23 protein-coding genes and 1 tRNA gene are annotated in these 20,376 nt (G+C 64.2%); 20 read left to right on the top strand and 4 right to left on the bottom strand.

The window, feature by feature from the left end:
• Positions 1-92 precede the first annotated feature (92 nt).
• The 14 genes from RLDS_RS44505 to RLDS_RS44440 all read left to right on the top strand — a co-directional run bounded on the left by RLDS_RS44505 (position 93) and on the right by RLDS_RS44440 (position 11,965).
• On the top strand, positions 93-1,670 hold the full coding sequence (locus RLDS_RS44505; protein WP_021226909.1) for an aldehyde dehydrogenase (NADP(+)): 1,578 nt from the start codon (positions 93-95) through the stop codon (positions 1,668-1,670).
• Complete coding sequence (locus tag RLDS_RS44500; RefSeq protein WP_031298469.1) at positions 1,667-2,590, top strand: Gfo/Idh/MocA family protein; 924 nt, start codon at positions 1,667-1,669, stop codon at positions 2,588-2,590. The genes RLDS_RS44505 and RLDS_RS44500 overlap by 4 nt, the downstream gene beginning before the upstream one ends.
• Positions 2,591-2,607: 17 nt before the next feature.
• Entirely contained in the window at positions 2,608-3,342 is a 735-nt protein-coding gene (locus RLDS_RS44495; protein ID WP_021226907.1) for a FadR/GntR family transcriptional regulator, read from the top strand.
• Positions 3,343-3,429: 87 nt separating this feature from the next.
• Positions 3,430-4,341: a YihY/virulence factor BrkB family protein gene (locus RLDS_RS44490; protein WP_031298468.1), complete on the top strand. Its 912-nt coding sequence runs from the start codon at positions 3,430-3,432 to the stop codon at positions 4,339-4,341.
• 67 nt (positions 4,342-4,408) lie between these two features.
• A tRNA-Trp gene (locus RLDS_RS44485) sits at positions 4,409-4,484 on the top strand.
• Positions 4,485-4,655: 171 nt separating this feature from the next.
• Positions 4,656-4,862 carry a preprotein translocase subunit SecE gene (gene secE / locus RLDS_RS44480; protein WP_021226905.1) on the top strand — a complete coding sequence of 69 codons (207 nt, stop codon included), beginning with the start codon at positions 4,656-4,658 and terminating at the stop codon, positions 4,860-4,862.
• Positions 4,863-4,883: 21 nt separating this feature from the next.
• A complete protein-coding gene (gene nusG / locus RLDS_RS44475) occupies positions 4,884-5,420 on the top strand; it encodes a transcription termination/antitermination protein NusG (RefSeq protein ID WP_021226904.1) in 537 nt (178 codons plus the stop codon).
• Between the two features lie 192 nt (positions 5,421-5,612).
• Positions 5,613-6,044 (top strand): 50S ribosomal protein L11, encoded by a 432-nt coding sequence (rplK, locus tag RLDS_RS44470; RefSeq protein ID WP_009822423.1) that lies wholly within the window; start codon positions 5,613-5,615, stop codon positions 6,042-6,044.
• Between the two features lie 4 nt (positions 6,045-6,048).
• Entirely contained in the window at positions 6,049-6,747 is a 699-nt protein-coding gene (gene rplA / locus RLDS_RS44465) for a 50S ribosomal protein L1 (protein WP_021226903.1), read from the top strand.
• Positions 6,748-7,044: 297 nt separating this feature from the next.
• Complete coding sequence (locus tag RLDS_RS44460; RefSeq protein WP_021226902.1) at positions 7,045-8,787, top strand: DEAD/DEAH box helicase; 1,743 nt, start codon at positions 7,045-7,047, stop codon at positions 8,785-8,787.
• A gap of 66 nt (positions 8,788-8,853) precedes the next feature.
• Complete coding sequence (locus RLDS_RS44455; RefSeq protein ID WP_021226901.1) at positions 8,854-10,392, top strand: cryptochrome/photolyase family protein; 1,539 nt, start codon at positions 8,854-8,856, stop codon at positions 10,390-10,392.
• A 124-nt stretch (positions 10,393-10,516) separates the two neighbouring features.
• Positions 10,517-10,816: a 50S ribosomal protein L21 gene (gene rplU, locus RLDS_RS44450; protein ID WP_021226900.1), complete on the top strand. Its 300-nt coding sequence runs from the start codon at positions 10,517-10,519 to the stop codon at positions 10,814-10,816.
• A gap of 32 nt (positions 10,817-10,848) precedes the next feature.
• Positions 10,849-11,118 (top strand): 50S ribosomal protein L27, encoded by a 270-nt coding sequence (rpmA, locus tag RLDS_RS44445; protein WP_009822431.1) that lies wholly within the window; start codon positions 10,849-10,851, stop codon positions 11,116-11,118.
• Between the two features lie 274 nt (positions 11,119-11,392).
• Positions 11,393-11,965: a GNAT family N-acetyltransferase gene (locus RLDS_RS44440; RefSeq protein WP_021226899.1), complete on the top strand. Its 573-nt coding sequence runs from the start codon at positions 11,393-11,395 to the stop codon at positions 11,963-11,965.
• Between the two features lie 52 nt (positions 11,966-12,017).
• On the opposite strand, the gene RLDS_RS44435 is transcribed toward RLDS_RS44440, so the two are convergent.
• Both RLDS_RS44435 and RLDS_RS44430 read right to left on the bottom strand, forming a co-directional pair.
• Entirely contained in the window at positions 12,018-12,551 is a 534-nt protein-coding gene (locus RLDS_RS44435) for a GNAT family N-acetyltransferase (RefSeq protein WP_021226898.1), read from the bottom strand.
• A 31-nt stretch (positions 12,552-12,582) separates the two neighbouring features.
• Positions 12,583-13,434: a metal-dependent hydrolase gene (locus tag RLDS_RS44430; RefSeq protein ID WP_021226897.1), complete on the bottom strand. Its 852-nt coding sequence runs from the start codon at positions 13,432-13,434 to the stop codon at positions 12,583-12,585.
• Positions 13,435-13,491: 57 nt separating this feature from the next.
• Here RLDS_RS44430 and RLDS_RS44425 point away from each other — a divergent pair, with 57 nt between their 5' ends.
• The 5 genes from RLDS_RS44425 to RLDS_RS44405 all read left to right on the top strand — a co-directional run bounded on the left by RLDS_RS44425 (position 13,492) and on the right by RLDS_RS44405 (position 17,636).
• The gene (locus RLDS_RS44425) at positions 13,492-14,109 is read left to right on the top strand and encodes a TetR/AcrR family transcriptional regulator (RefSeq protein ID WP_031298467.1); all 618 of its coding nucleotides are present in this window, start codon (positions 13,492-13,494) and stop codon (positions 14,107-14,109) included.
• Between the two features lie 30 nt (positions 14,110-14,139).
• On the top strand, positions 14,140-15,234 hold the full coding sequence (gene obgE, locus RLDS_RS44420) for a GTPase ObgE (protein WP_021226895.1): 1,095 nt from the start codon (positions 14,140-14,142) through the stop codon (positions 15,232-15,234).
• Between the two features lie 99 nt (positions 15,235-15,333).
• Positions 15,334-16,461 (top strand): glutamate 5-kinase, encoded by a 1,128-nt coding sequence (proB, locus tag RLDS_RS44415; RefSeq protein WP_021226894.1) that lies wholly within the window; start codon positions 15,334-15,336, stop codon positions 16,459-16,461.
• Positions 16,462-16,485: 24 nt separating this feature from the next.
• Positions 16,486-17,382, top strand: coding sequence for an NAD-dependent epimerase/dehydratase family protein (locus tag RLDS_RS44410; protein ID WP_031298465.1), 897 nt, complete (start codon positions 16,486-16,488; stop codon positions 17,380-17,382).
• Positions 17,383-17,435: 53 nt separating this feature from the next.
• The gene (locus RLDS_RS44405) at positions 17,436-17,636 is read left to right on the top strand and encodes a hypothetical protein (RefSeq protein WP_084514867.1); all 201 of its coding nucleotides are present in this window, start codon (positions 17,436-17,438) and stop codon (positions 17,634-17,636) included.
• 4 nt (positions 17,637-17,640) lie between these two features.
• On the opposite strand, the gene RLDS_RS44400 is transcribed toward RLDS_RS44405, so the two are convergent.
• Both RLDS_RS44400 and radA read right to left on the bottom strand, forming a co-directional pair.
• Entirely contained in the window at positions 17,641-18,159 is a 519-nt protein-coding gene (locus RLDS_RS44400) for a CvpA family protein (RefSeq protein WP_021226891.1), read from the bottom strand.
• An 11-nt stretch (positions 18,160-18,170) separates the two neighbouring features.
• On the bottom strand, positions 18,171-19,538 hold the full coding sequence (gene radA, locus RLDS_RS44395; RefSeq protein WP_021226890.1) for a DNA repair protein RadA: 1,368 nt from the start codon (positions 19,536-19,538) through the stop codon (positions 18,171-18,173).
• An 88-nt stretch (positions 19,539-19,626) separates the two neighbouring features.
• Between radA and RLDS_RS44390 the strand changes: the two genes are divergently transcribed.
• On the top strand, positions 19,627-20,325 hold the full coding sequence (locus RLDS_RS44390) for an endonuclease/exonuclease/phosphatase family protein (protein WP_021226889.1): 699 nt from the start codon (positions 19,627-19,629) through the stop codon (positions 20,323-20,325).
• Positions 20,326-20,376 lie beyond the last annotated feature (51 nt).

Below are 20,376 nucleotides of genomic sequence, written 5' to 3'. Positions count from 1 at the left end.
GCCGCCATCCCCGCAACCCCATTCGCGTCGCGATCGCCAAACCATTCTGGCGACGCAATTGACCAGCAGCCCCCCTCTTCAAGGAGACAGCCATGTTCAACGGAGCCATCCTCATCGGCGCGAGCGAGCGCACCGGCGGCCAGCCTTTCTACGCCATCAACCCGGCGACAGGCGAAAAGGGTGACGTCGCCTTTTCCAGCGCCATGCCTGCTGAGGTCGAGCAAGCCACGAAGCTGGCCGACGAAGCCTTTGAAAGCTTTTCCACCCTGTCCCCCGATGTCCGCGCCAGCTTCCTGGAAAGCGTGGCGGACAATATCATGGGCATCGGCGACCTGCTGATCGAAACCGCGATGGCTGAATCCGGCCTGCCGCGCGCGCGCCTGGAGGGCGAACGTGGCCGGACCGTCGGCCAGTTGCGCCTGTTTGCGTCCTATGTCCGCCTGGGCGACTGGCTCGACGCCACGATCGACCGCGCCATGCCGGACCGCGCGCCCCTGCCCCGCGCCGACCTGCGCCGCGTCAATCATTCGGTCGGCCCGGTCGCCGTGTTCGGCGCGTCCAACTTCCCCCTCGCTTTCTCGGTCGCAGGGGGCGACACCGCAGCGGCCTTCGCCGCCGGTTCCCCCGTCGTGGTCAAGGGGCATAGCGCCCATCCCGGCACCGGCGAACTGGTCGCGCGCGCCATTCAGGCGGCGGTGAAAAGCTGCGGCCTGCATGAAGGCGTCTTTTCCTACCTGCCGGGCGCAGATCGCGCTCTGGGCGGCGCTCTGGTCGCTGATCCGCGCATCAAGGCGGTCGGTTTTACCGGATCGCGTGGCGGCGGCACGGCGCTGATGAAGATTGCCGCCGAACGGCCCGAGCCGATCCCGGTCTATGCCGAAATGTCGTCGATCAACCCCGTCGTGCTGCTTCCCGGCGCGCTGGCCGATCGCGCCGAAGCCATGGGCACCGCCTTTGTCGGTTCGCTGACCATGAGTTCGGGCCAGTTCTGCACCAATCCCGGCCTCGTCATCGCCCTTGATGGGCCGGATCTCGATACGTTCGTGGCATCGGCCGCCGCCGCCATGTCGGGCGCAGCGCCGCAGGTCATGCTCACGCCGGGCATCCATGAAGCCTATGAAAAGGGCGTTGCTGCGCTGGCCAGCGCCGATGGCGTCACCACCGTGGCGCGCGGCACTGAGGCCGAAGGCGTCAATCGCGGGCAGGCCGCCTTCTTCGCGACCGACAGCGCGACGTTCCAATCGAACCCGGTTCTGTCCGAGGAAGTGTTCGGCTCCTCCTCGGTGCTCATTCGCTGTTCCAGCATCGATGAAGTCGTCGCCACGATCGCCGGTCTGGAAGGCCAGCTGACCGCCACGCTGCAAATCGGCGAGGGCGATGAGAGTCATGCCGCAACGCTGCTGCCGACGCTGTCACGCAAGGTTGGCCGTATCCTCACCAATGGCTGGCCGACCGGCGTCGAAGTAACGCATGCGATGGTGCATGGCGGCCCCTTCCCTTCGACCGCCGATGGCCGCTCGACCTCGGTCGGCACACTGGCGATGATGCGCTTCCTGCGTCCCGTCTGTTATCAGGATGTGCCCGATGTGCTGCTGCCTGCCGCGTTGCAGGATGCCAATCCCTGGGGCCTGACGCGCCGCGTCGAAGGCAAGCTGGAAGTAGCAGCCTGATGATCCGGGCGGGTCTCGTCGGCCTCGGCAAGATCGCGCGCGACCAGCATTTGCCGGCGATCGACATGATCGACGGCATCGCGCTGGTCGCGGTCGCCAGCCGCAATGCGCAGGGCGAAGGGGTGAATAATTATCCCGACCTTGGCGCCATGCTGGCCGGGGAGCCTGACCTGGATGCCGTCATCCTGTGCCAGCCGCCGCAGGTTCGCTACGCCGCAGCGCGGCAGGCGCTGCTGGCGGGCAAGCATGTGTTCCTGGAAAAGCCCCCCGGCGCAACCGTGTCGGAGGTTGACGCGCTCATTGCACTGGCCCGGCAGCAGGGCGTCACGCTCTATGCCAGCTGGCACAGCCGCTACGCTGCGGCGGTAGCGCAGGCCAAGGCCTGGATCGCGGAGCGCACGGTCCAACGGATCGACATCCAGTGGCGCGAGGATGTCCGCCACTGGCATCCGGGCCAACCGTGGATCTGGGAGGCTGGCGGCTTCGGCGTTTTCGATCCCGGCATCAATGCGCTGTCGATCCTGACCGAAATCGTCGCAGAGCCGATCACCATGCTGTCGGCCTCGCTGGAAGTACCGTCGAACAAGCAGGCGCCGATCGGCGCGACGCTGAACATGGCAACGGCGTCGGGCGCGACAATCGATGCTGTGTTCGACTGGCGACAGACCGGCCCGCAGACCTGGGATATCGCGGTCGAGACGGACAAAGGCATCCTGTTGCTGTCGGAAGGTGGCAATATGCTGCGGCTCGACGGCGATGTGCAGGTGAAGGCCCCGGACGAAGAATATCCTACCATGTATCGGCGCTTCGTCGACTTGGTGGGAGCCCGGGCGATCGATGCCGACACCGCGCCGCTGCGATTGGTGGCGGACGCCTTCCTTTGCGGGCGGCATTGCCCTACGGCGGATTTCAAGGATTAACCTAAGAGGAAAGAGCCATGGGGAGCGTGCGCAAGGAGGGCCAGTTCGGAACCGACGAGGGCGCGCTCCGCATCCACCAGGCCATCGCCCGTGACCTGGGCACCGCCATTCTGACCGGCAGGCACAAGCCGGGAGATTTGTTCGAAGGCGAAATCGAGGCTGCCGAACGGCTCGGCGTATCGCGCACCGCCTATCGCGAAGCGGTCCGCATCCTCATCGCCAAGGGCATGCTGGAAAGCCGGCCAAAAGCGGGAACGCGCGTGCTTCCGCGTGCGCGCTGGAACGTGCTCGATCCCGAAATGCTCGCCTGGATGTTTGCCGGCGAACCCGACCGCGCCTTCATTCGCGACCTGTTCGAACTGCGTGGCGTCATCGAGCCGGCCGCTGCGGAATTTGCCGCCCGGCGGCGCACGGACGACCAATTGGCGGTCATGGATACGGCATTAGGTGAAATGCGGCGCTATGGCCTCTCCACGCCCGAAGGTCGCGCCGCCGACCAGCGCTTTCACCATGCGATATTGTCTGCGGCCCATAATGACGCTCTGGCCGCGCTGGCCAGTTCGGTCGGCGCGGCGGTCAGCTGGACGACCACTTTCAAGCATCGCAAGAAACTGTTGCCGCGCGATCCCCTGCCGGATCACCAAGCGGTCCATAAAGCCATAGCCGCGCGCGATACGGCGGCGGCGCGCGACGCCATGGCGGAACTGCTCCGCCTGGCGCTGGCGGATATGGATATCGCGCTGTCGGAGTGAACGGACCTTGCCGTCGCGCCGTTGGCCAGGGAACCCCTTCTCCGGTTCGCGCGCTTGCTTTCCAATATCGGCAAGCAGGGGATCGGGATGACGGATATTGTAGCGCAGCAGGTCCACGCCGACGCGCCATGGCGGATACCGCCGCGCGGCTGGTGGGAAATCCTCAAACGCGTTTACGGCAAATTGTCGGCCAACCATATCAGCCTGTTGTCCGCAGGCGTCGCCTATTACGCCTTTCTGTCCATCGCGCCGCTGCTGCTCGCCGTCGTGCTGACCTATGGCCTGATCGGCGACACGCAACTGGTGGCAGACAATGTCCGTTCCCTCATCACCGTCGTGCCGCAAGAGGCCGCGAAGCTCATCTACGAACAGCTCATGGCGATCGTGACCACCACCAAGCCTGCGGTTGGCCTGGGGCTGCTCGTCGCCCTCGCCTTTGCGGTCTATGGCGCGACGCGCGCGTCCTCCGCCACGATCGAAGCACTCAACATCATCTATGAGCAGACCGAAGCACGATCCATTTTCGCCTTCTACCGTGTGTCCCTCGGCATCACATTTTCCGCCGTTCTGGTCGTCGTCGTCGGCGTATTGACCGCTTCGGTCATCGGCTTTCTGGAAACACTGACCAATGGCTGGGGCCAGATCGCCATCTTCCTGACCAAGGCGATCACCTGGATCGTAGCGGGCATGTTCGCCAGCCTGATTTTCGCGCTCATCTACCGGTTCGGACCGCACCGGCGCAAGGCGCGCTGGCGCTGGCTGACGGCGGGTTCGGTCACGGCAACCATCCTTTGGCTGCTCGCGACGCTGGCCGTCTCCTTCTACGTGTCGAAATTCGGCAACTATAATGAAACATATGGCTCGCTCGGCGCGGTCGTCGTTCTGCAGCTGTGGCTGTACGTATCCGCCTTCGTCGTCCTGCTGGGTGCGCAGCTCAACCAGGAAGCCGAGCGTCAAACGACTGCCGACACGCAGATTGACGAGCCGCCGCCGCAATGACGATGGCGCGATAATCGCGCTTGCCCTGCTTGCTTCGCCACGCTAAAGCGCCCTCCTTCGCCGGCACAGGAGTGTAGCTCAGCTGGTAGAGCGTCGGTCTCCAAAACCGAATGCCGGGGGTTCGAGTCCCTCCACTCCTGCCAAGCGAACTGGCCGCGATCCCTTGATAATCCATGGGCTCGCGGCTAAGTGCGCAGGCGAAACAAGGTCGCGGAGCAGGCGGCCGCACCCCCGGACGCTGAAACAGGCGGGGTCGGGAGGGGCGGGCTGTTGCTTCGCGAATTGGCGTTGATACGAAGGTGAAAAGGCAGGCGATGGCGAAGGTTTCCCCCGGCGAATTCGTCAATCAGGTGAAGACCGAAGCGTCGAAAATCGTGTGGCCGACCGGTCGCGAAACGGTGATGACCGGCGTGATGGTCGTCATCATGACGTCGCTGCTGGGCATTTTCTTCTTTGGCATCGACACCTTCTTCGGCGCGATCGTCCAGTGGCTGCTCAGCCTCGCGGCCGGCCGGGCCTGATTGGGAGTATGAAAGAGTAACATGGCGCGCTGGTACATCATCCACGCCTATTCGGGCTTCGAAAGCAAGGTCAAGGAATCGATCCTGGCCGAAGCCGAGCGCATGGGCCTCTCCCAATTGGTCGAGCAGGTCGAGGTGCCCACCGAAACCGTGACCGAAGTCAAGCGCGGCAAGAAGGTTCAGGTCGAGCGCAAGTTCATGCCCGGCTATGTCCTCGCCAAGCTCAGCATGAACGACGATATCTATCACCTGGTGAAGAACACGCCCAAGGTGACGGGCTTCCTGGGTTCGTCGGGCAAGCCCCAGGCGATCAGCGAGAGCGAGGCCGCCCGCTATTTTGGCGCCCAGAAGGAAGCCGAGGCCGCGCCCAAGCACAAGGTTAATGTCGATTACGAAATCGGCGACAGCGTCAAGGTGCTGGACGGTCCCTTCGCCAGCTTCAACGGCGTGGTCGAGGAACTGGATTTCGAAAAGAACCGGGTCAAGGTGTCGGTGTCGATCTTCGGCCGCGCGACCCCGGTCGAACTGGATTTCGAACAGGTCGAACTGTCGAAATAAGCATGCGTCACCCCAGCGAAGGCTGGGGCCGCGTGCCTCCTGGCCGTCCCTTGCGGCCTGAGATCCCAGCCTTCGCTGGGATGACATTCAAGGGAAACAGCGCGGGAGAAGGCAATCGCCTTCGTCTGGACCGCTAAACTTGAACCGGGCGCGCCTTTTTAAAAAGGTTCGCCCAGCAACAGAGTGAGACACATGGCCAAGAAGATTACGGGCTATATCAAACTCCAGGTGCCCGCTGGAGCCGCCAACCCTTCACCGCCGATCGGCCCTGCTTTGGGTCAGCGCGGCGTGAACATCATGGAATTCTGCAAGGCATTCAACGCCTCGACCGACAAGATGGACAAGGGTACGCCGCTGCCGACCATCATCACCGTCTATGCGGACCGTTCGTTCAGCTTCGTTACGAAGATGCCGCCGGCGACCTATCTGATCAAGAAGGCGATCAACCTCAAGTCGGGTTCTAAGGAACCGGGCAAGGCCGTCGCTGGCAAGATCACCCGCGCGCAGCTCGCTGAAATCGCGCAGGTCAAGATGCCCGATCTCAACGCGAACGACATCGACGCTGCAACGAAGATCATCGAAGGCTCCGCTCGCGCGATGGGCCTCGACGTGGTGGAGGGCTGAAATCATGGCAAAGCTGACGAAGAAGGCGAAGGCTCTCGCCGCTGCCGTTGACCGCGAAAAGCTGCACGGCGTTGACGAGGCACTGGGCCTCATCAAAACTCATGCGACCGCCAAGTTCGACGAAAGCGTCGAAATCGCGATCAACCTGGGCGTCGACCCGCGTCACGCCGACCAGATGGTCCGTGGCGTCGTCACCCTGCCCGCCGGCACCGGCAAGGACGTTCGCGTCGCCGTGTTCGCCCGTGGCGACAAGGCCGAAGCCGCCAAGGCAGCCGGCGCTGAAGTCGTGGGTGCCGAAGACCTGCTGGAATCGATCCAGGGCGGCAACATCGACTTTGAGCGCGTCATCGCCACCCCCGACATGATGGGCCTCGTTGGTCGTCTGGGTAAGGTTCTGGGTCCCAAGGGCCTGATGCCGAACCCTAAGCTGGGCACCGTGACGCCGAACGTCGCCGAAGCCGTGAAGGCCGCCAAGGGTGGTCAGATCGAATTCCGCGTCGAAAAGGCGGGCATCATCCACGCCGGTCTTGGCAAGGCGAGCTTCGCGGCCGAAGACCTGCGCAAGAATTTCGACGCCTTCGTTGACGCGATCGTCAAGGCGAAGCCGTCGGGCTCGAAGGGCAAATATGTCCGCAAGATCGCCCTGTCCTCGTCGATGGGTCCGGGCGTGAAGGTCGACGTGGCGGAAGTCGCTTCGGTCTGATCCGACCATAGATAACGCATAAAGGGGCCGCCTTCCCTCCTTGCGGGGGAAGGCGGCCTTCTTATTTCAAGGGCGGACCGGAAGCGAAACATCGCGCGCCACCCATAAAAAGGGGGACACCCCTCCACCGGCCGAAAGGAAGGCCGGTCCCCCTCCCCCGGCATGACGGGCGAGGATTTTGGAATCAGGGCTGCGACCAATCCCTGAGCGTTTCGAATGGGACGGAGCGCATGAAAGGTCTTGATGTATCCGTCGGGAATGGCGGGTCGCTATTTTTACCGATGGAATAACTGACATATGGCTTTTGAAACTCTCCCCGCCCTCCTGTCCCAAGCGCTTGTCGCCAAGGGCTATGAGGCGCTGACCCCCGTTCAGTCCGAAGTGACACAGGAGGAAGCGCATGGGCGCGACCTGCTCGTGTCGGCGCAGACCGGATCGGGCAAGACGGTCGCCTTCGGCCTCGCCATGGCGGGCGAATTGTTGGGCGATGCTGAGCGCCTGCCCGTCGCGGGCCTGCCGCTGGCGCTGGTGATCGCGCCGACCCGCGAACTGGCCTTGCAGGTCAGCCGTGAACTGGAATGGCTTTATGGCGCAGCGCGCGCCCGCATCGCGACCTGCGTCGGCGGCATGGATGCGGCGAAGGAACGCCGGGCGCTCAGCCACGGCGCGCATATCGTCGTCGGCACGCCGGGCCGGTTGCGCGACCATCTGGAGCGCGGGGCGCTGGACCTGTCGGCCATGCGGACCGCCGTGCTCGACGAGGCCGACGAGATGCTCGACATGGGCTTCCGCGAGGATCTGGAAGGCATTCTCGACAGCGCGCCGCAGGAACGCCGCACGCTGCTCTTCTCCGCGACCATGCCCAAGCCGATCGTGGCGATGGCGAAGCGCTACCAGAAGGACGCGCTGCGCATCTCGACGATGAGCGAGGAACGCGGCCATGGCGACATCAGCTACCAGGCACTGACCGTCGCGCCGTCGGACATCGAGAATGCAGTGGTGAACCTGTTGCGTTTTCATGAGGCGGAGACGGCGATCCTTTTCTGCGCCACGCGCGATAATGTGCGCCACCTGCATGCGAGCCTCACCGAACGCGGCTTTGCCGTCGTGGCTTTGTCGGGCGAGCATAGCCAGAATGAACGTAACCACGCGCTCCAGGCGCTGCGGGACAAGCGCGCACGCGTGTGCGTGGCGACCGACGTGGCGGCGCGCGGGATCGACCTGCCCTCGCTCAGCCTTGTCGTCCATGTCGAACTGCCGCGCGACGCGGAGACGATGCAGCATCGCTCGGGTCGCACGGGCCGCGCCGGCAAGAAGGGCACGGCCGTTCTGATCGTCCCCTACCCACGCCGCGGCCGCGTCGAATCGATGCTGCGGGGCGCGAAGATCCCGGTCGAATGGGGCACCCCGCCGAGCAAGGAAGCGATTCTGGAGCAGGACAATGTCCGTCTGCGCGCCAGCCTGATGGAACGCGCCGAACTGGACGAGGCCGACTGGGCGCTGGGCGCCGAACTATTGGCCGAAAAGAGCGCCAAGGAAATCGCCGCGATGCTGGTGAAGAGCGCGCGTGCATCCCTGCCGGCGCCCGAGGAATTGCTAGACCGAAGCGAAGCGCCTGCGCGCAATGACGGGCCGCGTCCGGGCTTTGAAGACACGCAGTGGTTCCGCATGGACATTGGCCGTCGCCAAAATGCCGATCCGCGCTGGATTTTGCCGCTGATCTGTCGCCGCGGCCATGTGTCGCGGCAAGACATCGGCGCGATCCGCATCACGACGAACGAGACGATGTTCGAGATTCCCAAAGCGATCGTCAGCCGCTTCACCTCAGCACTTAAGCGCACCGGCGAAGCGAATGACGAGGGCGCCGATGTCGCCTTCGAAATGATCGAGGGCAGCCCGCGCGAGGAAGCGCGCCAGCACAAGCGCGCCGGTCGTCCCAATGATCGCGGACCGCGCAGCAATGACCGTGGTCCGCGTCCGGGCGGCTATGCGCCGCGTCCGTTCAAGGGCGGCCGCAAGGGGCCGTCGCGCAGCCGCTGATCGACGCCATACCCTGTTCCTTTGGGCAGGATGGGATATTGACGGGCCGTCGGTCATTCCATCGGGATGACCGACGGCCCTTTGCTTATCCCGATACTGGGCGACCAGTTGACACCTGACATCGCCGCCCTGCGCGTGGCCGACAAGGACGACAGCATCGTCCTGATGATGGAGGTGGCGGACGAGACGGTCTATGTGAAGCATCACAAGGCCAAGATCGCCTTCATCCTGTCCGCCATGCGTCATCATGCCGAACGGCTGCGCGCGCTTGGCTGGACGGTCGATTATGTGACGCTCGACGCGCCGGACAATGAAGGCTCTTTTACAGGCGAGGTCGCACGCGCGATCGAACGACACGCGCCGCGCGCTATCCATGTGACCGAAGCGGGCGAATGGCGGGTGCGGTCCGTGCTGGACAGCTGGGAAACCCGCTTCGCCATTCCTGTCACCATCCATGAAGATGACCGGTTCCTCTGCTCGCACGCCGAATTCGACAGTTGGGCGGCGGCGCGAAAGCAGATGCGCATGGAGTTTTTCTATCGTGACATGCGGCGCAAGACCGGCCTGCTGCTGACCGAGGCGGGCGAACCGGAGGGCGGGCAATGGAATTATGATGCGGACAATCGCAAGCCGGCCCCCGATCGCGACCTGCTGATGCCGCATCCGATCCGGTTTCGCCCCGATGGCGTGACGCAGGCGGTGCTGGAGCTGGTCGCCGATCGCTTCGCCGACCATATTGGCAGCCTCGACCATTTTCATTTCGCGGTGACGCATGAGGAAGCGCTGCGCCAGCGCAGGCGGTTTCTGGACGAGGCCCTGCCGCGCTTTGGCGATTATCAGGACGCGATGCTGACCGACGAGCCGTTTCTGTGGCACTCGATCCTGTCACCCTATATCAACGCGGGCCTGCTCGACCCGCTGGAACTATGCCAAGAGGTCGAGGCGCGCTATCGGGCGGGTAAGGTGCCGCTCAATTGCGCGGAGGGTTTCATCCGCCAGATCATTGGATGGCGCGAATATGTGCGCGGTGTGTACTGGCATGAGGGGCCGGACTATGGGACGCGTAACGCGCTGAAGGCACAGCGGGACTTGCCCGACTTCTACTGGACCGGCGAAACCGACATGCATTGCCTGGCCCAGGCGATCGGCCAGACCATCGACCATGGCTATGCCCATCATATCCAGCGATTGATGATCACCGGCAATTTCGCCCTGATCGCGGGGACAGACCCGCATCAGGTGCATGTCTGGTATCTGGAGGTCTACGCCGATGCCTATGAATGGGTGGAAATGCCCAACACCATCGGCATGGCGCTGTTCGCCGATGGCGGCTTGCTGGGCAGCAAGCCCTATGCCGCCGGGGGCGCCTATATCAATCGCATGTCCAATTACTGCGGGTCATGCCGCTACGACGTGAAGAAGCGTGTGGGCGACGACGCCTGCCCCTTCAATGCGCTCTATTGGGACTTCATCGCACGGAACGAGCGCACGCTTTCACGCAATCCGCGCATGGCCATACCCTATCGCAACTGGCAAAGGATGAAGCCCGAGGATCGCGAAGCGACCCGGGCGCAGGCGGCAAAATTCCTCGACCATCTGGCGTGATTCCCGGTCGCCTTGGTTGACAGCGGCGAGTCATTCCACTAACGGGCCACATTCCCGCGCGGGTCGACAGGATTTCCTCCTCGATGATCTGCGTAAAGCAGATTTGAACGAGAAGAGACAAGCCATGTTCGCTATCGTGCGCACGGGCGGCAAGCAGTATCGCGTCGCCGCCGGAGACAAGATCGTCGTTGAAAAGCTGGCTGGCGAAGCCGGCGACAAGGTCACGCTGGACGACGTCCTGCTGGCTGGTGACGGCGGCGACCTGAAGGACGCCGCCAAGATGACGGTCGCGGCCGAAATCATCGCGCAGGCGAAGGGCGAGAAGGTCATCGTCTTCAAGAAGCGCCGCCGCCACAATTATCGTCGCAAGAACGGCCACCGCCAGAATCACACGATCCTCAAGATCGTGTCGATCGGCGCCTGAGCCACAGCGTAGAATTTCGAGGAGTTTAGGTCATGGCACATAAGAAAGCTGGCGGTTCGTCGCGCAATGGTCGCGATTCGGAGTCGAAGCGCCTTGGCGTGAAGAAGTTCGGCGGTCAGGACGTGATCGGCGGCAACATCATCATTCGCCAGCGCGGCACCCGCGTCTATCCCGGCCGCAATGTGGGCATGGGCAAGGACCATACCCTTTTCGCGCTCGGCGAAGGCAAGGTGGTGTTCCACACCGGCAAGCTAGGCCGCAAATATGTGTCGGTCGACGCAATGGCCGAAGCGGCGGAATAACGGACGACTGATGACGGGTCGTCCTTGAAAAAGGGGCGATCCTTCCGGTGCAAAGGCCATTTGGCCTGACCCGGTGTCCAAGGGAATAAGGGGCGCTCCTGATTGGCAGGATGCGCCCCTTTTCCATGGGGCGAAACCTTCTTCAAAATTCCCTTAAACCTTTGGAACTCAACGCCTTCTCACGCGTCATGCGGGCGGGGAAATCAACCGGAGGAGACCGTCGTCAAGCCGTCATCATAGGCGGCTAGCGACGCGCACGAGAGGAGAGACGAGAATGTTCGCCCGCACCCCCCGGCTGTTGCTGCGGCCCGGCTGGATGGAAGATGCGCCGGCCTTGGCTGGAGCGATCAACGACCCTGCGGTCCTGCGCAATTTATCGCATGTGCCCAACCCGTATGGCGTGGAGGATGCGCAGCGCTTCCTGGCCCTGCCCCACCACCCCCTGATGCCGCGGCTGCTGGCCTTTTCGCGCACGCGCGGCGCGCCTCGCCTGATCGGCGGCTGCGGCCTGCACAGGGGTGAAGATGGCGTGCCTGAACTGGGCTATTGGATTGCCCGCCCCTATTGGGGCCTGGGCTTTGCCACCGAAGCAGCGCGCGCCGTCGTCGGCATGGCGCGGGCCAGCGGCGTTCGCACGCTGCGCGCGGTCCATTGCACCGACAATCCGGCGTCCGGCAATGTGCTGCGCAAGCTCGGCTTCCGCTTCACCGGCGAAACCCAAAGGCGGCACAGCCTGGGCCGGGGGGCCATGGTCGATTGCCTGATCTTCGAACAAGATCAAGGCGGCGGCATGAATGATGATCCGGTACTGGCCGCCTATGGAGACGACCTGCCGGTCGCCGCCTGACCCGACCGATAATGATTAGGCCAGGTGGCGATGTGACCGATCGCCACCTGGATCAACCCATTGCACGCATGGGGCGATCAAAAACGCGGGTGGGCGTTCCAGCAAGATGGGTGTCAACCAGGGGGGCGAAACCCAGCTTTTCCGCTACCTTGATAGAAGCCGCATTGTCGGGATGGATGATGCAACGGACCGATGACGCGTCGACATGCGCATCGGCCCATGTCAGCACCGCCGTCATCGCTTCCAGTGCGATCCCCCTGCCCCAGGCTTGGGGCGTCAGCACCCAACCAGCCTCCGGCACGCCGTCGAGTTCCGGCAGTCCCCGCGCGGCGCTCAGCAGCCCCGCCTCCCCCAGAAAGGCGCCGGTTTCGCCATCCTCGATCGCCCACATGCCATAGCCCAGCATCGACCACATGCCGGCATAGCGCAGCAGTCGGAACCACACGGCCTGCGCATCCTGGGGCACGCCACCGATATGCCGTACCACCCCTGCATCGGCCCAGAGCGCACGGCAGTCGGCATAGTCCGCCACCGTATGCGGGCGAAGGCAGAGGCGGGCGGCTTTCAGCGTGGGCGCGATCGTCATTGCAGGATTAAGATCGGAACCGGGCGCAGGGTCAAGCAGCCGTTGCCGACAGGTCGTCCATGTGGGCCGCTGCATAAGGCGTTTCTGCGCGGGCAATCAGATGCCGATCATCCACGGCCCAGGGATGGAAACCGGGTTGGAAATAGCGGAGCCATGGCAAGGCGACCCGCCGCATGATGCCCGGACGCAGCAATGCGTAGCGAAGCAGCCCGCCCCATGCGGCAAGCCCTGTCACCCCGTCCTGCCGCAATAAATCCATCATGCCGCGAGCACGATGATGAATAAAATGGCGCGTCACGATCAGCATCATCACCGACCTGACCCACCAGCGCCGGAAGCGCGGCCAGTCGCGGGTCGCGTGGACCCAGATATCATGCGCCACCCCTTTATGCTCGATCTCCTCGACGGCGTGCCAGCGCCAGAGGGCGGCGACATCGGGATCGGCACCGTTCAGATAGCGCGGGTCGCGCAGCAATTCATGCGCCAATATCGCGGTGAAATGCTCCAATGCCATGGTGGCGGCGAGCCTGATGATCGGCGGCCGCTGCTTTGCAAGGTTCAAAACCATCGTCACGTCAGCGTCCAGCCGCGACACGTCATAGCCATGATCCGTGACTTGGGCATTGAACGCAATATGCTCCCGGCTGTGCGCGACCTCCTGCCGTGTAAATGCCGCAACTTCCCGCGCAAGCTGTTCAGGCGCGCCATCGCGAAATGCGCGCACGGATTCGATGAAAAAGGCTTCGCCGCGTGGGAAGGTGATCGACAGGGCATTGAAGAAAGCCGTGGCGATCGGATCGCTGTTCAGCCAATGTCGCTTCGTCCTGCGGTTCCGGCCAAAACGACGGTCGCGCGGGGTGATGGTGAGATCGGCGGGTGTCATGGGACGCCTCCGTTACTTACTTACTGACATTGATGTAAATAAGAGCAACTGACACTTATGTCAACAAAACGTGTACGCCTTAGCCCCGACCAGAGCCGCCTCGCCGCCATGGAGGCCGCGCGCGCCCTGTTAATCGAAGCAGGACCCCAGGCGGTCACGCTAAAGGCCGTGGCCAGCCGGATCGATCGCACTCATGCCAACCTTCTCCACCATTTCGGATCGGCGGCCGGATTGCAGAAGGCGCTGGCGGCGCATCTGGCAGAAACTATCACCGCCCGCATCGGGGAGACGGTCGACGCCGCTCGCCGTGGCGAAGTCGGCCCCCGCGCCATCGTCGACATGACCTTCGACGCCTTTGACGCGCAGGGCGCCGGGGCGCTGGCGAGCTGGATGCTGGCGTCAGGGAACGAAGATGCGCTCGACCCGGTGGTGGAGGCGATTCACCGGCTGGTCGACCGGCTGGCCGGCAGCGCGCTCAGCGCAAACCTTGCTGGGCTGATCCGGGAAAATACGCTGATGCTGGTCCTGCTTGCCCTGGGCGATTCGCAACTGGGCGGTCCCATGGCGGCCGCCATCGGATTGCCACGGGCCAAGGCGCGCGAAATCGCGACGCGCAGCCTTAGCTTTGCATTGATGCAGGAAGCTGCGACGATCGCAGAGCAAGCCAAGGTTTAACTTTCGCGCCAATGGGGCTATGGGCGCGCCATGCATTTCCTCGATCAAGCGAAAATCTATATCAAGTCCGGCTGGGGCGGTCCCGGCGCGGTCAGCTTTCGGCGCGAAAAATATGTCGAATATGGCGGCCCGGACGGCGGCAATGGCGGCAAGGGGGGCGACATCATCTTTGAAGCGGTGGCCGGCCTCAACACGCTGATCGACTTTCGCTACACGCAGCATTTCAAGGCGCAGCGCGGCCAGCCCGGCATGGGCAAGAATCGCTATGGCGCGGGCGGAGACGACCTGGTCATCAAAGTCCCCGTCGGCACGCAAATCCTGTCCGATCCCACCCCGATCGAGGGGACGGAGGATGATGAAGACGGGTCGATGGAATATGAGCAGGAATTGCTCGCCGACTTCACCGAAGTGGGCCAGCGCATCACCCTGCTGCGCGGCGGCGATGGCGGCCGCGGCAACCTGTCGTACAAGACCAGCACCAATCGCGCCCCGCGTCAGCATGGCACCGGCTGGCCGGGCCAGGAAATGTGGGTATGGCTGCGGTTGAAGCTGCTGGCCGATGTGGGCCTCGTCGGCATGCCCAATGCCGGCAAGTCGACCCTCATCAATCAGGTGACGAATACCAAGGCGAAGGTCGGCGCCTATGCCTTCACCACCACAAAGCCGCAACTGGGCGTGGTGCTGCACCGCGATCGCGAATTCGTGCTGGCGGATATTCCCGGCCTGATCGAAGGCGCCGCCGAAGGCGCGGGGATTGGCGATCGGTTCCTTGGCCATATCGAACGCTGCCGGGTGCTGTTGCACCTTATCGACGCGACCGGAGACGATCCCGTCGACGCCTTCCGCATCGTGACCGATGAACTGGCGGCCTATGGCGGCGGCCTGGATGAAAAGCCGCAGCTGGTGGCGCTCAACAAGGGCGATCTGCTCGGCCAGGAACTGATGGAAGATATTGCCAGCCAATTGCGCGAGGAAGCCGGCGTCGAGGATGTGTTCATCATTTCGGGCGCGACCGGCGAGGGCGTGGGCGCGCTGCTGGACGCAGTGTTGCCGATGCTGGATACGCCGGCCCAAGGCGAGGAAGAAGACGCGCCCGAGGCCGAGAAACCCTGGTCGCCGATTTGACGACTCTGTAGCCCGCCTCCGTTCGGTTCGAGCTTGTCGAGAACGGTGCGCGGGGGTTCTCGACAAGCCCGAATCGAACGGATTGTATTCCAGATCGCCATGTCATCCCTCTCCGGCTTCCCCCCTGCCCTGGTCCGCCGCCTCGTCATAAAGATTGGCTCGGCGCTGCTCGTCGATCCGGCAGGGCAGGTGCGCGTGGACTGGCTACGCACGCTGGTCGCGGACATCGCGGCACGAAAGGCGGCGGGGCAGCAGGTCATTATCGTTTCCTCCGGCGCCATTGCGCTGGGCGCCAGGCGGCTTAACCTGCCCAAGGGCGGGCGCGGGTCGCTGGAAGACGCGCAGGCCGCCGCCGCCACCGGGCAGATCGCGCTGTCGCAATGCTGGGCAAGCCTGCTCGATCAGCAAGGCATCACTGCCGCGCAAATGCTGGTAACACTGGACGACCTGGAAAACCGGCGACGCTACCTTAATGCGTCGGCAACGCTGGAGCGGCTGATGACGCTCGATGTCGTGCCCGTGGTCAATGAAAATGACAGCGTGGCGACGGCCGAGATCCGGTTCGGCGACAATGATCGGCTGGCGGCGCGTATCGGACAGGCGGCACGGGCTGACGCGGTTGTCCTGCTTTCCGATGTCGACGGGCTTTACACCGCCAACCCGCAGGTCGATGCGACCGCCATGTTGATAGAAACGATCGAAACGATCGACGCGCGGATCGCGGCGATGGCGGACGGCAGCTCTGCGTCGGGTATGGGATCAGGGGGCATGGTGTCCAAGATCCAGGCCGCCCGCATCGCCACCGGGGCGGGCGCGCATTTGGCGATCATCTCCGGCAAGGTCGACGCACCGCTGTCGCATTGGGCGAATGGCGGCCGTGGCTCCATCTTTCTGGCCGCACAGGGCAAGGGCGCGCGCAAGGGCTGGTTGGCGGGCCGGTTGACGACTCAGGGGCGGGTCATCGTGGACGCGGGTGCCGAACGGGCGCTGGCCAAGGGCAACAGCCTGCTGCCGGCCGGGGTCGCGCGGGTCGAGGGCGTATTTGAACGGGGTGATGTCATCGACATCGTGGCGCAGGACGGCCGCGTGATCGCTCGCGGCCTTATCGAATATGACAGCGTTGCAGCCGCCAGGATTGCCGGTCGCCGCAGCGAGGATATTCCCGCGCTGCTGGGTGAAATGCCCCGGTCGGTGCTGGTCCATCGCGATCATCTGGCGATGATCTGAGCCATGGCACCGTTTCGCATCGCCATGACCGGCGCGACCGGCTTTGTCGGCACGGACGTGCTGGAACAGGCCTTGGGCGAGGGCCTGCGCGTCAACGCCTTGACGCGACGCGCGCAACCGCCCCGCGCCAGGCTGAAATGGGTGCCGGGATCGCTGGATGATGCGGCCGCGCTCGATACGCTGGTGCGCGATGCCGACGCCGTCATTCACATCGCTGGCGTCGTCAACGCGCCCGATCGAGCCGGTTTCGAAGCCGGCAATGCACGCGGCACAGTGGCGGTCGTCGACGCCATGCGTCGGCGCGGCATCCGCCGCCTGGTGCATATATCCTCCCTTGCCGCGCGCGAACCCGAATTGTCGGATTATGGCTGGTCGAAGGCGCTGGCCGAACGCCATGTGAAGGCGAGCGCGCTCGATTGGACGATCGTGCGTCCTCCCGCCATTTACGGCCCCAATGATCGCGAAATGCTGGAACTGTTCCGCATGGCCAAGCGCGGGATCATGATGCTGCCCCCCGGCGGGCGGCTGTCGGTCATCCATGTCGGTGATCTTGCGCGGCTGTTGCTGGCGGCGGCGAAGGAAACCGAAAACAGCCTCGCCCGCACCTACGAAGTTGATGACGGCACGCCGGGCGGATGGGATCATCACGACTTTGGCGCAGCGATTGGCCGAGCGGTCGGGCGGCAGGTGCGAACAGTGGCGACGCCGCGCTGGGCATTGGGCATGGCGGCACAGGCGGACCGGATGATCCGCGGCGGCAAGGCAAAGCTGACCCCCGATCGCGTGGCATATTTCTGCCATCCCGACTGGGTGGTCGCGCCGACGATGCAGCCGCCCCGCCGCTTGTGGATGCCTCAAATCCCGACCGAGGATGGCCTGAAGGCAACGGCCACGGCCTATCGGGAAAAGGGCTGGCTCTGATCCTGGGTTAACGGATAGCGGAACCGTTGCTGCCGGCGGACGCTTGGGTTCCCATGACCGAACGCATGCCCCCTTCCGAACAGCCCAGCGCCCGCCGCCTGCAACGCGCGGGATGCTGGGTCGTTGCCCTCATCCTGGCGATCGTCATTGTCATCTTCCTGGCCCGCAACATCTGGCATGGCGAGGAATTGCATCAGGATCAGGTCAGCGGCGACGCCAACGTCACCCAGCATACCGGCAAAAGCTACGACTGAAGCCTCAGCGATCCTCGGGCGCGGGCTGCTTGGCGCGCTGTTCGGCAAGAAAGGCGCTGATCGCCTGCCCGCTGGCATTGAGCAGCGGATAGGTGCGCGCGTCGCTCAGCCAGTCGGGCCGGCGCGCGCCGCTGCCATAGAATGTGTCGTAGACGAGGCTGAAGGCGAGGAAGATCAGCGTCGCGCCGATCAGGCCCTTTACCGCGCCGAAGCCTGCGCCCAACACCCGGTCGACCGGCCCCAGTACCGACTGGCGCGTTCGTCGGCCGATCGCGTGGGCGAGCAGCTTGCCCGCACCGAAGGTCACGCCAAACACCAATATAAGCGCCAGAACGGCTGCGCCGCTGGGCGAGCGGACGAAGGCGCTGAGCAGCTCGGCGGCCGACGCATGACAGAGACGGATCGCGAAGATCGCGAGCACCCAGGCGATCAGCGACAGCGTTTCCAGCACGAAACCGCGCAACAGGCCCAGCACGGCACAGCCGCCGATGGCCAGCAGAACAAGAATATCGACGGCGTTCATCGCCTGCGTGGCTATCCGCGTCCCAGCATCTGGTCAACCAGCTGCGCGAGCGTCCGAAAACCGCTCACCGCTATACCCTTCACGCCATCGCTGGCGGACGCCGGCACGAAGGCGCGGTTGAACCCCAGTTTGGCGGCTTCGCGCAGGCGCAGCGGCGCATGTGCGACGGGCCGGATCTCGCTGGACAAGGCTACCTCGCCGAACAGCACGATATCGGCGGGCACCGGCCGTTCCGACAGCGCGGAGATCAGCGCGGCCGCGACGGCAAGGTCAGCCGCCGGATCGGACAGGCGATAGCCACCTGCGACATTGAGATAGACTTCGGCCGTCGAAAAGCTGAGGCCACAGCGCGCCTCCAGTACGGCCAGGATCATCGCCAGCCGGCCATTGTCCCAGCCAACGACCGCGCGGCGGGGCGTTGCGCCACTGGACAGGCGCACCACCAGCGCCTGTATCTCCACCAGCACAGGCCGCGTTCCTTCCAGCGCGGGAAAGACGGTCGCGCCCGTCACAGTCTCGTCCCGGTTGGTGAGGAACAGGGCTGACGGGTTGGCGACCTCCTCCAGCCCCTCGGCGACCATCGCAAAGACCCCGATTTCATCCGTGCCGCCAAAGCGATTCTTGACCGCGCGCAGGATGCGATATTGGTGGCTGCGCTCGCCCTCGAACGCCAGCACGGTATCGACCATATGTTCCAGCACGCGCGGCCCGGCGATGCTGCCATCCTTGGTGACATGGCCGACCAGAATGAGCGCGGTGCCGCGTTGCTTGGCGAATTTGATCAGCTCCTGGGAAGAGGCGCGCACCTGGCTGACGGTGCCGGGCGCGCCCTCGATCAGGTCGCTGTGCATCGTCTGAATGGAATCGATGATGAGCAGCGCGGGTGGCGGTCCCTCCCCCAGCGTGGTCAATATGTCGCGCACGGATGTCGCGCTCGCCAGTTTGACCGGCGCGGTGCCAAGGCCCAGCCGCTGCGCGCGCAGCCGCACCTGATCAGCCGCTTCCTCGCCGCTGATATAGGCGACCGACAGACCGCGCATGGCGATACGCGCCGCCGCCTGGAGCAGCAGGGTCGATTTGCCGATGCCCGGATCGCCGCCGATCAGCGTCGCGGAGCCATGGACGATGCCGCCCCCCAACGCCCGATCGAACTCGGCAATGCCGGTGCTGGTGCGCGGTGGCAGTTCGACCGCGCTATCGAGGCCCACCAGCGTGATCGCCCGGCCGCCATTTTGCAGGTCATGGCGCGCGGAAAAGACGGTTTCTCCGGCCTCCTCGACAATGCTGTTCCATTCGCCGCAATCCTCACACTGTCCCTGCCATCGGCTGGTGACGGTGCCGCATTGCTGACAGACGAATTTGCGCTTTGCCTTGGCCATGGCCTGTCATGGCGAAACGCACGGAACAATTCAAGAACGATTGCCTGCCCCATGGAAACATCGCGCAGGCTCGGGCATTTGAAACGGCATGAAAACGATCCGCGTCGCCAGTTACAATATCCGCAAGGCCATTGGCACCGATCGGCGACGCATCCCGAAACGGGTACTCGAAGTTTTGGGCGAGGTGGACGCCGACATCGTCGCCTTGCAGGAAGCGGACCGGCGTTTCGGCGTACGATCGGCCGCCATTCCGCCGCTGCTGCTCGATACGTTGAGCAGCTATAAATCCGTGCCCCTCAACATCCAGACCGACTCCATGGGCTGGCATGGCAATGCGATACTGGTGCGCAAGGAGGCGGAAATCGGCGCGCATGACGTGCTGCATCTGCCTTATCTGGAGCCGCGTGGCGCGACCATGGCCGAAGTCACGGCAAAGGGCATGACAGTACGCGTGTTCGGGATGCATCTCGACCTGTCGGGACTGTGGCGGCGGCGGCAGGCGGCGGCGGTCATCCACGCCGCTGCACAGGGCGACCGCTTGCCCACCATCCTGATGGGCGACCTTAACGAATGGAGCGCGAATGGCGGGTGCCTAGCCGATTTCAGCCGGCATTATAATTTCGCTCCGTGCGGCCGAAGCTTCCACGCCCGCCGCCCCGTGGCGCGGCTGGATCGCATCATGCATTGCGATCGGCTGACCCTGAAGAGTTGCGGCGTCCACGACAGCGCGGCCGCGCGCAAGGCGTCTGACCATCTGCCGATCTGGGCGGAACTCACAATTGACTGACGTCATTGGAGGGGATGGCGGCCGATCATCGCCCTCGACAATGCGCTCTGC

The organism is Sphingobium lactosutens DS20, from assembly GCF_000445105.1.
Taxonomy (GTDB): domain Bacteria; phylum Pseudomonadota; class Alphaproteobacteria; order Sphingomonadales; family Sphingomonadaceae; genus Sphingobium; species Sphingobium lactosutens.
The sequence above is the reverse complement of the archived record's forward strand: the minus strand, read 5'-3'. Positions and strand labels throughout refer to the sequence as shown.